Source organism: Planococcus sp. CP5-4_YE, assembly GCF_019042655.1.
Lineage (GTDB): Bacteria > Bacillota > Bacilli > Bacillales_A > Planococcaceae > Planococcus.
This window is the reverse complement of record NZ_JAHPZO010000005.1, coordinates 60,837-72,987: the sequence shown is the minus strand read 5'-3', so window position 1 is coordinate 72,987 and position 12,151 is coordinate 60,837. Positions and strand designations below refer to the sequence as shown.

General features: G+C 41.2%; 16 protein-coding genes. 11 read left to right on the top strand and 5 right to left on the bottom strand.

What is annotated here, in order from left to right; genetic code table 11:
- Positions 1–51 precede the first annotated feature (51 nt).
- On the top strand, positions 52–267 hold the full coding sequence (locus KTG14_RS08190; protein WP_216970476.1) for a hypothetical protein: 216 nt from the start codon (positions 52–54) through the stop codon (positions 265–267).
- A gap of 209 nt (positions 268–476) precedes the next feature.
- On the opposite strand, the gene KTG14_RS08185 is transcribed toward KTG14_RS08190, so the two are convergent.
- From KTG14_RS08185 to KTG14_RS08175, 3 genes are read right to left on the bottom strand one after another with little or no spacing between them, the layout of a single operon-like run.
- On the bottom strand, positions 477–974 hold the full coding sequence (locus KTG14_RS08185) for a hypothetical protein (RefSeq protein ID WP_216970475.1): 498 nt from the start codon (positions 972–974) through the stop codon (positions 477–479).
- 31 nt (positions 975–1,005) lie between these two features.
- Positions 1,006–2,982, bottom strand: coding sequence for a hypothetical protein (locus KTG14_RS08180; protein ID WP_216970474.1), 1,977 nt, complete (start codon positions 2,980–2,982; stop codon positions 1,006–1,008).
- A 39-nt stretch (positions 2,983–3,021) separates the two neighbouring features.
- Positions 3,022–3,345 carry a hypothetical protein gene (locus tag KTG14_RS08175; RefSeq protein ID WP_216970473.1) on the bottom strand — a complete coding sequence of 108 codons (324 nt, stop codon included), beginning with the start codon at positions 3,343–3,345 and terminating at the stop codon, positions 3,022–3,024.
- Positions 3,346–3,509: 164 nt separating this feature from the next.
- Between KTG14_RS08175 and KTG14_RS08170 the strand changes: the two genes are divergently transcribed.
- From KTG14_RS08170 to KTG14_RS08125, 10 genes are all read left to right on the top strand, one after another.
- Positions 3,510–3,977, top strand: a complete 468-nt coding sequence (locus KTG14_RS08170; protein ID WP_216970472.1) for a hypothetical protein — start codon at positions 3,510–3,512, stop codon at positions 3,975–3,977.
- 61 nt (positions 3,978–4,038) lie between these two features.
- Positions 4,039–4,356, top strand: coding sequence for a hypothetical protein (locus tag KTG14_RS08165; protein ID WP_216970471.1), 318 nt, complete (start codon positions 4,039–4,041; stop codon positions 4,354–4,356).
- Between the two features lie 153 nt (positions 4,357–4,509).
- Positions 4,510–5,460, top strand: a complete 951-nt coding sequence (locus KTG14_RS08160) for a ribose-phosphate diphosphokinase (protein WP_216970470.1) — start codon at positions 4,510–4,512, stop codon at positions 5,458–5,460.
- Positions 5,461–5,769: 309 nt separating this feature from the next.
- Positions 5,770–6,057: a hypothetical protein gene (locus KTG14_RS08155; RefSeq protein WP_216970469.1), complete on the top strand. Its 288-nt coding sequence runs from the start codon at positions 5,770–5,772 to the stop codon at positions 6,055–6,057.
- Between the two features lie 78 nt (positions 6,058–6,135).
- Complete coding sequence (locus KTG14_RS08150; RefSeq protein WP_216970468.1) at positions 6,136–6,627, top strand: hypothetical protein; 492 nt, start codon at positions 6,136–6,138, stop codon at positions 6,625–6,627.
- 7 nt (positions 6,628–6,634) lie between these two features.
- Complete coding sequence (locus KTG14_RS08145) at positions 6,635–7,150, top strand: GNAT family N-acetyltransferase (protein WP_308461967.1); 516 nt, start codon at positions 6,635–6,637, stop codon at positions 7,148–7,150.
- Between the two features lie 42 nt (positions 7,151–7,192).
- Positions 7,193–7,681 carry a hypothetical protein gene (locus KTG14_RS08140; RefSeq protein WP_308461966.1) on the top strand — a complete coding sequence of 163 codons (489 nt, stop codon included), beginning with the start codon at positions 7,193–7,195 and terminating at the stop codon, positions 7,679–7,681.
- A 317-nt stretch (positions 7,682–7,998) separates the two neighbouring features.
- Positions 7,999–8,475: a hypothetical protein gene (locus KTG14_RS08135; RefSeq protein WP_216970466.1), complete on the top strand. Its 477-nt coding sequence runs from the start codon at positions 7,999–8,001 to the stop codon at positions 8,473–8,475.
- Positions 8,476–8,713: 238 nt separating this feature from the next.
- A complete protein-coding gene (locus tag KTG14_RS08130) occupies positions 8,714–8,884 on the top strand; it encodes a hypothetical protein (protein ID WP_216970465.1) in 171 nt (56 codons plus the stop codon).
- 152 nt (positions 8,885–9,036) lie between these two features.
- Positions 9,037–9,780: a HEAT repeat domain-containing protein gene (locus tag KTG14_RS08125; RefSeq protein ID WP_216970464.1), complete on the top strand. Its 744-nt coding sequence runs from the start codon at positions 9,037–9,039 to the stop codon at positions 9,778–9,780.
- Positions 9,781–10,588: 808 nt separating this feature from the next.
- Here KTG14_RS08125 and KTG14_RS08120 read toward each other — a convergent pair.
- Together KTG14_RS08120 and KTG14_RS08115 are read right to left on the bottom strand one after the other, a co-directional pair.
- Complete coding sequence (locus KTG14_RS08120; protein ID WP_216970463.1) at positions 10,589–11,392, bottom strand: hypothetical protein; 804 nt, start codon at positions 11,390–11,392, stop codon at positions 10,589–10,591.
- Entirely contained in the window at positions 11,379–11,903 is a 525-nt protein-coding gene (locus tag KTG14_RS08115) for an RNA polymerase sigma factor (protein WP_216970462.1), read from the bottom strand. The genes KTG14_RS08120 and KTG14_RS08115 overlap by 14 nt, the downstream gene beginning before the upstream one ends.
- Between the last annotated feature and the right edge of the window lie 248 nt (positions 11,904–12,151).

Here is a 12,151-nt window from a genome sequence, read left to right as displayed (position 1 = left end):
GTAATCTTCTTTGCAGCCGTGTAGAAAAACTAGTAGGGAAGGGAGTGTCAAATGAAATACGTCATTGTCTCAACCGGGCTATTTATTTCTGCCGCGATCATGTTTTCCGCTGCCTATATTGCATCAGCCATTCTCAGGTCAATTACCGGAAGTTACGGGCAAAGTATTCTTACGCCTGAAACTCAATCGCTTTATTTATTGAGCATAATAACTGCACTAGTAGCTATTTCATTATTAGCAATTGACTATTTTAAAAAAGACAAATAAATGGGATTCCATTTTTGCTAAAAGGCCTCTTACACCAATTTGGGTCAGAAGCCTTTGGCATGAGTAATTGTTCAGTCAAAACTCAAGTTGTGAGTGAGCTTCAAGAATCGGCACAAGAACATATATGCCACTAATGCCGAATAACAACCAAATTAAACAGCCTCCAGTTCGAGCCATAAATTGGTCTCGAGCGGAGGCTCTTTTTGAAATTAAAGAAGAAAAAGCAATACGCATAAGCTTACGACAGTGGCGCCGAACGAGATTTCGATTTTCGTTTCTTTCGCGCTGTCTTGCTTCACTTTATGAACGATTGACAGTACGAATAGGCTATAGAGGAACAAAAAGAAATAGACGATCCCGTATAAATTCCAGCGATAATTTGTGAGCCATTCATTCACCGAGGTGGTCAGTGAAGCGGCTATAAAAAGCATGACAGAAACCGCAAGCAACAGTCCCGACAGCACGTTCATCTTGTTCCACAAGGGATGCGACAAGAAACGTTCGCTTTTTTTGCTGTGAAAGATGAAAAACAAATGAATCAAGCTCGTGCTCAGCAAGATGAAGGTCAGTACGATCAGCATCGAGCTGATGGCACTGGAAGCGAGCGCGTTCCCGATATCAAGTGAATAAAGTTCGGCCACAACAGCCAGTGCGATCAGTCCTGCTAAAGCGGCTGCTTGGTAAAGAGTCCATTTTGTAAATAGCATGCAATTCTCCTTTATCGATGAGGTAAACCGGTCATTCTTTATTGGCTTCTGCATAACGAATGCGTGTAAAAGAAGGTTTCGTGTCTGAGCTCTTCACAGAATCCCGCACGTCTTCAACTTCTGGCTGCACAACAGGCAATTGTTTCTGCGTAAGCCCTTCAGCGATCGTGATAAAGCAATAAATCAAAATCATGAACACAGCCAAGGGAGGGAGGATCATCCAGAATTGATTGGTGGAGAAAACTTCCCGGGAAATAGCGATCATCCCCGATAGTTCGTAAATTTCCGGAATGAGCCGTGGCGAATCGGATTGGGCAAGAGCGCCGCCGACAAAAATGTTCAAGATGCCTAAGTGAACAAACATCTGCAAGACTTGAATGATGTGCTGCACCCACATCAACACGAGTTTCGGCCATAGCTCCGGCTGGATGTGCTTCGACAGGATCCAGCTCATCGACCCGCCCATCAAGACGGAACTGATGACATACTCTTTTTTCAAGGTCTCGTTCATTTCATTCCCGATGGCGCTTGTCGTGATCGGCAAGACGACGAGTGACATGATCAACCCTTGGAAGAGCAGACGCTCCGATAAGCTTAGATCCCATTGGCCGTAACTGATGAGGACTGGCAGCAATAAAATATAGGTCACTAAAGTCAGCGGCAAGAAATGCATGCCTTCTGCGATCGAATTGACGAAATGCCGCAATTTGTCGGTAAAGAAAAAAGTGTACACCACACCGAACAGATATCCGAAGACGATGCGCAAGCCGGCAATCAATAAACTCAAAACAATGGTGTATTTCATGCCGACCAATAATTGCTGGGCGATGGAATAGCCGTATGGGTCCGTTCCGAACAGGATCTCTGCAGAAGGTGAATGCGGCGCGCTGCTTTCAATGCTGCCCTCTTCGTCGTAAACATAATTAATTTGCGCAATGGCATCGCCTGTGAACACGGCATAAAGGACACTCGTTGTGAACAAGCCGAGCACGATAAATGAAGGAATCAAAATGCGCGGATTTTTGAGAGTTGCTAAGCGCGTCGAAGCGGACCGGCGATTGGCGAAAAGCGAACGGAAACCAGCTCGGATTTCGTTCAAGTCGAAAAGACGCAAATTGAATTTGCTAAATACCGCATTTCGCTCAATCTCGTATTTCCCAAGCCACAACTCCACTACGGCATAGAAAATGAAGAACGGAATGAACACCGTCAAGAGGATGAACGCAATGCCTTTCGGGCTGAAATCATTGCGCAAATAATACAAAATACCTTCGACCCCGAATAAATGCTCAATAATCAATAGTGCAGAAAGCGCCAGCCACACAATCGATTTGGATTGATAGAATGCGCTTTTCAATACATTGGACGTGCAATGCTTCCACAAGACCTCAAAACGGCTAAGCCCTTTGGAACGTGCAAGTTCCACATAAGGGTATCGCTGTTCTTCTTCATACAATAAAATGAACAGTTTCAAAAACAATACGGCGGGCACGACCGATAAACACACGACAGGCGCCAAGTAAATCTCCTCGCCGCCCAAGCTATAAAAGCTAAGAAGTAAAAACCCGGTCTGTTGAAAAATGGCGATGACGCCAATTTGAATCAAGAATATGTAGGCGAAGTCAGGGAAAGACTGAAGGACCTTAATGATTTCCAGCATCGAGCGTTTCAAGGCGCCTTTTGACAACAACACGGCAAAAGAAAGGATAAAGGCTGAAACAAAAGCTAATGCCAGTGCCATGAGGAAGATGGACATCGAATACACATACGGGCCGCTTAAAAACTTTTCGAAGGATACCGGAATCGTCTCAAGAGAACCCGGAATGCGGTAACTCAAGGTCCACTCAGAAGCAGTCGTAAACCCGGTGAAAATCATTTGCAAAGCCTTTCCGTATGAACGGAAATCCAAAAAAGAAGCCCCGTTGAATAAAGCTGGAGCAGCACTGATTAAAATGATGCCAATCACGCCGAAGAGAAATTTGGTGAAAATCGTCCAAAGCCTTTTCATATTCGCCCTCCCTTAATCAAAATGATCATCGCATCGTACTTAATTTAAAAAATACTCCCGGTAGGCGAAAAACGTAATCCCGACCATCAGCACCAAATACAAAATCGCCCCAATCAAAATATAGGAGCGATTGGAGACAGGCGCACTCTGTTCCATCCGGATGCCGGTCGCCCCTTGAATCGACATATCCAACTGGCGGCTGGCCATCCCGCCTCTCGATTTGAAAAAGAACACGATGACGACCGCAAGCCCTGCGAACGGGATGGCGATGTCCAAAAACCCGAGTGGCGTAAAAAAGCTTACAAGCCAATTGCCAAGTACGAGTACCAGCATGGTAATTGAGACGATGAGTATGTTTTTCATAAAGACCTCCAAGTGGTTTTTTGAAAAAAATGTTAATTCCTTTAACATACTGTACGGTATAATGAGTAAATAGTTTCAAACAAGCAGAATATTCAAGCACTGTATAATAAATCAATCTTCAAAAATGGATTATAGCTTACTAATCAGAAACAATAGGAGGGCATATGGCTCAAAACAATTCGAGAAAAAAAGACACTGTTACATTACTGGCGTACTTCTTATTGATCGGTGTTTCTTTCTATTTGATTGCTTACCTGAATATCTTTCCAGGAGCGGTCAGTTATGAAGAGAAGAGCGAAAGGATAGTAATCACACAAGGGAGTTTAGAGAAAAATTCGGTGACCGTAAATGTTGAGGATTATGAAACAAGTGATTGGCTGCGAATGAGCTTGTTGCAAGCCAATATTCGCACGCTGCAAAGCTTCTTAACGCTGTTTTCGGTACTCATCCCCATGAGCATATTCTTCTTGCTCGAGCACAAGCGCCTCGACTTTTTGAAAATAAGCAAGACGCTGAGAATCTTGAGTATTGCTTTGGTTTTCTTTGTCCCTTTTCTACTTTTAACAATCGGATATGTAGACATTTTGGAGAGAATTGAACAGGGGTTGGCAGCTATACTGATCGAAGGTTGAACAGAATATCAAAGCCGTCAAGATATGTGCCATCAATTTGGATAAACAAGGGGGACTGAACTTGCCGCAATGGGCTGTTTATATACTAACAATTTTACTGGGCGGCATCGCAATTCAAAATATATACGTGGCCATCAAGCCGATAAAAAATGGAGAGAAACAAGAGTTGGAGGAAATTTTTTCGTATGGAGATGGCCCTTTTTTCGTTGTAGGGTTCTTGTTCAGTTTCCTGTTTTGGTGCAGCGAGAAATTTTTCCCGGAAAGATTGCAACTCGCCGCTTTTCGATTGATCAGCTTGCTGGTAGCAGCTTTTTTAATCGGATTAATCCTTTTAATTTGGAATCTCGATATTGTGGCAGATTTTTTACTAAGCCTGTGAACAAGGGCGCGATTCCCCATCTTTGGTGGCATTTGCACCCAGAAAGAGCTATCATGAAATCAACTGATACAAGCCGCATGATCAGAAATTTTCATGGGAAACAGTCAGCTATCAATTTAAGAACTTACAATTTGCTGAAAGGGGAGTTGAACGGTGGCTTATCAATTAAGAGACAACTTCAAGCTATTTTCATTGAATTCAAATCAGGAACTGGCGCAGGAGATCGCGGATCATCTCGGCTGTGAGCTGGGCAAAAACTCCATCACCCACTTTAGCGATGGGGAAATTCAAATTCATATCGAAGAAAGCGTGCGCGGGGCGGAGGTCTATGTCGTCCAATCGACGTCGCAGCCAGGGCACGAGCATGTCATGGAATTATTGATCATGATCGACGCCTTGAAACGGGCATCGGCAGACTCCATCACAGCGGTCATTCCATATTACGGATACGCGCGCCAAGACAGAAAAGCGAGTTCACGTGAACCGATTACGGCAAAACTCGTGGCAAATATGCTGGTAAAAGCGGGCGTGGACCACGTCATCACGATGGATTTTCACGCACCGCAAGTACAAGGCTTCTTCAATATCCCGGTTGACCAACTGCTCGGCATTACCGAGTTATCGCAGCATTTCATCAATAAAAACCTCGAAGATGCCATTGTCGTAGCACCGGACAACGGCGGCTTGACCAGAGCGCGTAGACTTGCGGATCGATTGGACGTTCCAATCGGCTTTATCGACAAGCGCAAAATGCCAGAGGAAGCCGAGACGATGAATATCGTCGGGGACATCAAAGGCAAAAACGCGGTCATCATCGTCGACATCGTCGATACAGCGAAGACCATTTCCGAGGCAGCGAACCTGCTCGTGGAAAATGGCGCGAAAGCAGTCTACGCTTGCTGTACGCATGCCGTATTGTCTGGCGATTCCATTCAACGCATCCAAGACTCCGCGTTGACGGAACTTGTGGTCACCAACACGATCCACGTGCCGAAAGAAAAACGCATCCCGAAAATCACCATCCTCTCGATCGCGCCATTGCTCGCAGAAGCAATCGAGCACGTGCACAACGAAAAGCCCGTCAGTCCTTTGTTTGAAGGATGACAATAGAGCAATGCAGCGAACCCCAAATGAGTGCCAGTAAGACGGCGCGCAGTTGGGGTTCGTTTTGTTTGAGTCAGCTTATCCAAACTCAATCGGTGTATCTGATGGGAAGTAGCCGGCAAGATTTCTCGGTGTTGAGTACTTTTCTTCACAAGTATAAAGGTTAAATCCTTACCATCCTGATAAAAAAGATTCACCAGCTATCACATCTCTAAGAAGTATATCGATTCTGGAAGAAAACTGTTAAAGTTAAATTATGGAATTAAAGAGATGGAAGGTTCGGGACACTGCTTTACTGAGGAGGATCAAATGAAGAACATGCTGAAGCAATTTCGTTTAGCGATTCCAGTTGTGTTGCTCGCTATCAATCTTGTGCTATTTTCTTTTCTGCTGGAAGAGTTAGTAGACGCCTCACCTCCGAACTATGGCGGAGGGATGCAATTAATGACGCCGGTTTTCGGACTCGTTTCATTTCTCTACATCCGAAAGACGGAAGGCCCGAAACCATCCGGTATATGGATTCTCCAAGCTTTGAACTGGCTGTTCATTATTTTTCCGATTGCTGTCATTTTTATTTTTATGCTGGCATTCATCTGACTCGAAATAAAAACGAAACGCTTTTCCATTTTCAACTGTATATATAATTACCAATCAATATAAGGAGGAGAAGAAACAATGAAACGATTTTTCTATTACTTCATCTGGAGCATCGCGATCGCATTGGTTGTGTATGCAGGATTGCAGCTTCAACAATTATTGAGTGAAAAGGCAGCTTCAGAATTTGAGCCAAGGCCACTTTGGATTTATATAGCTATTTTCCCGATCATTATCGGCTTATTATTGCGGACGCCAAAGTTTATGCTGGAGAGAAAAGAAAGCCGGATCGGCGGATTCGATTGGAGCAAGTTCTTGGCGGTCGGCGTGCCAGCATTTATCGTATTAGTTTTATCTATTTTGCCTTTATTGCCTATCGAAAACCTGATTTTCTCTGATGAAGTCTATGTTCAAATTGACTTGCTTCTTTTTAGCAGTACCACAGCACAAACAATCGCCGGACTCGTCTTCGGCTATACATTACTCGACAGCTTCAAGAGCGAGGAGCGGGGATTCCAGGAATCAACTTCCGACCTGTTCAACGCGGTGATGAAGTTTACACCGAAAGGGTGAGTGAATGATGATTAGAAGAGCAAAACTTTCGGACGCGCGAGGAATTGCCAAAGTGCATGTAGACAGTTGGATTACCACTTACCGCAATATTGTCCCAGATGAATATTTGGATGGGCTGAAATACGAAGAAAGAGAGAAGCAATGGGAGCGCAACCTGCAGCATGCTACAGCGTTCGTAGCAGAAAATAAAACCGGTGAAGTCATCGGCTTTGCAGATGGCGGCAAAGAGCGCTCCAGCGACTACCCGGACATAGGCGGAGAAGTATATGCCATCTATATCCTGAAAGCTTATCAAGGGCAAGGTGTCGGCAAACTGTTGATGCAGGCAATAAGCAAAGAGCTATTGGATCGTGACATTCAGTCCATGATCGTTTGGGTGCTCAAGGAAAATCAATCCAGCGGCTTTTATGAAAACTTAGGCGGCAAAGTCATCGACGAAAAATACATAACGATTGCCGGCAAACAAATACCCGAACTGGCTTACGAGTGGGCAGATATCAACGTGATAGCAAAGCAAAATTGAGCGGCATTGTTTAACGCCGTTATGGACAAGGAGTGGCTTTATGTGAAAAAAGTGTTGATACTCGTTTCAGGATTGTTATTAATGTCCATGCTGACAGGCTGCATCGCCGAAGACTACGATGCGGGTGTTCCGAGAGCATATTTACTGGCAGATGATAGTTTGCGGGGCGAACCCATGCAATTAATAGAAGCCAACATCAGTTGGAATTCATCGAGTGGAGAAGTATCGGAAACGATAGAGGACATTGAAAAATTTGGCTCATCACAGGAGGCCATGCGAGTTTCTCCAAACCAACCGGCTTCTTTGGATTTCAAGGAGAATGAAGAAAACGGTGGAGACATTTGGACCGATCCGACAATCACGGCGGCCTTATGGAAAGATGGAGAAGAAACGGAGCTTGAACTAAACGATTCGAGAGAATTTCGCTTTCCGCAAACCGAAGGGAATTATGTATTAGCAGTGGAATTTATTGATCGAGACAATGAAGCTCAATATATAGGGAATATCGTCATTGAAGAAACTCCAGAGTAAAATGACGGTCAGCTTCCAAACTACACAGATATGGAAATGCCAACAATTACGAAGATGGCGTCTGCCGATTCAAACGGAGCGGTATTCGAGCATATTTATACCCAGGTGTGCTGGAACAATTGTTATGCTAACAGCAGCATGGACGGAGCAGAAACAATTGATTGCACCATTGCCGGAGGATAACGAGGTAGAAGCGTTAGAATCCTCCTCCCGGGAGCAAGAAAGCGAACCGTCACTCCTAGAAAAGACACTCTAATATTTTGGAAGTGAATTTGGAAGAGATAAAAAGCTGTATTTAGAAAAACAGAAGGGATTTTTTGTCAAAGATTAAAAGTGAAAAAAGGGATAAAATAGGGATACTAGCTGTAATTACTGTTGTAGCTTTAATGTTACTAGTTACAGCAGGCTTTGTAGTATTGCCCTTTTTTGGTATATACGGTTTATATGAGGTGTTAGAGGAATTAAATTTAATTAATGTCACCACTGGCGATAGTTTCATGGGAAATATAACGTATTTCACTTTTTTAATTTTTGTTATGTACGTTATTACACTTATTTTAGATTTAGTATCTAAAATAATAATTTATAAAAAGAAGAAGAAAGTAGCTATAACGAGAGGTAGTATGCTTTTAAATTATGGAATCCAAGTGGTAATTGCTGCTTGTCTATTTAAAATGTTACTCGATAATCTTTTCTCAAGAATTGACCTATCATTAGTTGGATCATTTATCTCTTTTATAATCATGTATTTAATTTACTTTGTGTTACTCGATGATTATGAAATAGAACAATAATTTAATTGTGAAATTAAGGAAATAAAAAAGATCATCAATCAAAGGATCTTTTTACGCTTATATACATAGGTTTCAAACTTTGAGAATAGTGGAAATGAATGTAACTTAAGTGCATTTAAGTTACATTCACTTTCCTAAAGTTTTCTATTTCTGAAATAAAAATTCTGAATATTTTAATAAAATTCACATTAAATTTAAAAATAATAAAAGAGACGGAATATTCGAATGGGGCGATGAAATGAAAGGTTTATTTTTAGCAATATTAGGGGCACTGGCAGCTTGGTTTGTAATTAGTTTCTTTACAAATGATTGGGATACCACTGGATTAATTTATTTGATCCTGGGGATTGTAGTAGGATACCAAGTTCGAAAGCAAAATACAGAGAAATCAGTTAATGATGATCACTAGTTACGCTAAATTAGTAAAGGTTTTAGAGTCTTGTTCTTAGAGAGGTGAATGTAACTTATTGTGAATTAAGTTACATTCACATTCAGACAAAAGGTTAATCTCTTTGGTCGAAATTTTGTAAGAGAACATCGAAAGAGGTGGAATGTTCCGTTATGAAATCCGAACAAAAAATAATGATTATCCAGGGATTTCTCGAGCAGGCTGGTCCGGATGCCATTGAGAACATTGCCACCTTTTTAGAAGACGAAGATCCTCATGTTATGTGGGTGGCCATCGAAGCTCTGGGAACATTACCGATCAGCGAAAAAATCAAAAACACCCTGCTGTCCCTAACCGCCAATCCGGATGAAGAAATTTGGTTTAAAATGCTCGAAGCACTGTGGGGTTATACGGGAGACGCTGTTTTAAACGCCGTGGTCAATCGATTGAAAGATGACGATGAACTCGTGCGTATTTCAGCGGTGGAAGCCTTAGGTGAGATGCGAGATAACGGAGGGAAACAGCATCTGATCGATGCCTTAACCGATGTGGAAGAAATAGTCCGTAGGGAGGCCGCAGAAGGGCTAGACAAACTTGGAGATGCATCAGCAGTCCCTGTACTGGAATCCTTTCTTCAGAACGAAACAAGCAGCACGGCGAAAGTCGGTTTCTATGCTGGTCTCTATCTTTTGGGTGCTGAATTCCGCCTGATATCTCTTTTGAATCTTTTGAAAGATCCATCCTATCAAGTGCGTTGTTCGTTTGCTAATTGCGTTTTGGACTTGGTCGATAAAGAAAATGAAAAGCTGATTCTAAAATCGCTAAATGCTGCACTCATAAGGGAAACGACAATTGCCGCCCGTTCCACTTTGCAAAGCGCACTAGAGGAACTTAATTCCTCAAATGATTTACTATGAAATGATTATGTAAACATTTGAATGTAACTTATTAGCAAGTAAGTTACATTCAGATCAAAAGACTATTCTATAAGGTTTTAGAGACGGAATCGTGAAGTGTATATTTTACATTTTAAGACCCATCAAGAGAAGGAGCTTCAAATGAAATTTTTCCACTTTATAGGAATAGATCGTTATTAAGTTTCGATGCTTTGGAATTAAAACTTCGATTCAATATGAGTCTTGCAAACTTGTTGAGTGGGGTATAGTTCGAAATTTCAGTATGGTATCATATGGATATTCCATAACTTTTAGAATAGGAGTATATATGAGTAAAATACTTTATGTTTTAAGTCTTCTAATTTTTGTTTTTCTGATTTATAGTCTTTTCAGCGACCGAGAAACTCCACCTGTTTTATTAATGATTGCAGTTTTAGTTGCTTATGTGATCTACTTTATATTTTTAAAAATGGATAAAAAGAAAGGCAATACATAAAAATCAATAAAACCTGGATTGCTCTACTAAGAGCGATCCAGGTTTTATTTTAGAGACAAAAAATAAAGTAAAGAGTCTCAATAATACCGTTAACCTTTTTACTAATTAATGTTTTTATAAAACGTAGACGAGAGCGTAAAATATTTTGTGTAAATAGATAAAAAGAGAATACTGTTCTGATATTTAGTTTACATATCATCTATTATCGGTAAGGAAGAAGCTAAATAAGCTTTTCCCCTCTTTTTTGGGGGGAAATATATTTTCAGGAAAGGATTGAAAAGGTCAAAAACATTTGAATACAATCATACAAAAAAACGCTACCTAAAGGCAGCGTCAATAAATTTCTTCATTCATTTCTGTAAGCAAGTCATCTTTATCCAGAAATTGTAGCTTCTCAATTTTTCCTTCTTTAGAAGTAATGGCTTCACCTTCGAAAGAATACGGATGGACTTCTCCGTTTGCTTTTTTGTAGTCCACTTGGAAAGTAAATTGATACATTTTCGGATTGTTTTCGTTCTGGGTGATCTTAATCTCCGACGCTGTCAGGTCATATTTGCCATCAAAACCACTGTACATAAAAGCAGGTGTGCCATTTAAAAAATTGTCATAGCCATTTTCTGTGAAATAAGCAGCATAGGTCTCGGCCATATAATTCATGTAATTTTGCCATACCGGTGTTTGCTGTAAGGCATCAAACACTTCTTGAGTGGTCGCATTGTTTTGAGCTTCCATAGCAGCTTCCCATACTTCTTTATACATCTCATCTGGTCCGTTGAATTCTTCTTCAATGACAGCTTGAATGATTTCTTTGCTTTTTTCTGCATCTACCTCTTCGCTTCCTACCAAAGCAGGTTCTTCATCCGTGTTATTTCCTTTTCCTGTCGACAAACCACTTTCTTCTTGAAAAATATTTTGTGAAAGGAACAGAACCCCGGCTACTAAAAGGATCGAGCACAGCACTAAACTAGAGGTGAATTTAAAGCCATTGAAAAACCGAGTTTTGGATTCCTGTTTATCCAAGTTAGATAAAATCTGAGAGTGCAGCTTTGCTTTGTGTTGCTGGTTCCAAATGATATCCTGATCCAATTGTTTCAACTGATTATCTAATGAGGTATGGGCACCATCAGTTTTTTTCATGGATAATTCCCTCCTTGTTTAACTGTTTTTCCAATGCGGAAAGGGCTCGGGAAAGGGTGTTTTTCACTTTGCTTTCGGACCAATTTAAAATTTCTCCGGTTTCTTGTATACTAAACTCCCTTATTTTCCTCAAAACAATAACTTCGCGATATGGACCTTTTAGCTGACTCAATGCCTCATAAAGTTCTGTAGAATTCTCTCTGATCTCCACTATTCCTTCAGGAAAAGTGCTCGTGCTTTTTCCGAGTAATACCAGTTCCTTTAACAGCTCCAAGGGCTTTTGCTTTCGAAGAAAATCAATAGTGAGATTGTGGGCAATGCGAAACAGCCAGGTTTTCGGATTTGCCTTTCGTTCAAAGCTCCCATAATGCCGGAATGCTTTAATAAACGTCTCTTGTGTTAAATCCTCCGCTTGTTGATGGTCGCGGACCATGAGCAATATATACCTGAATATCGAATCACCATGCTGCTGATACCAGTCAGTGATTTCGCTTTTTCTCTCGCTAGTCAATGAAACTCGCCCCCTAATTTATGGTTTCTACTTGTTAGACGTAATTAAAAAACAAAAGTCTTGTTTTTTGGAATATTTTTCATTTGCCTCGCCTATAAGCAAACTATATAAGAAGAATAGGTTTACATATGACACCTTATCGGAAGGAAAGAAGCTAGTAATATGGCTTCTTTTCTTTTTGCATTCATTTAAATTTAGATGCAAAAATTTACTCAGTAAAAATATTCCAATCGTAATAATTTCACCAC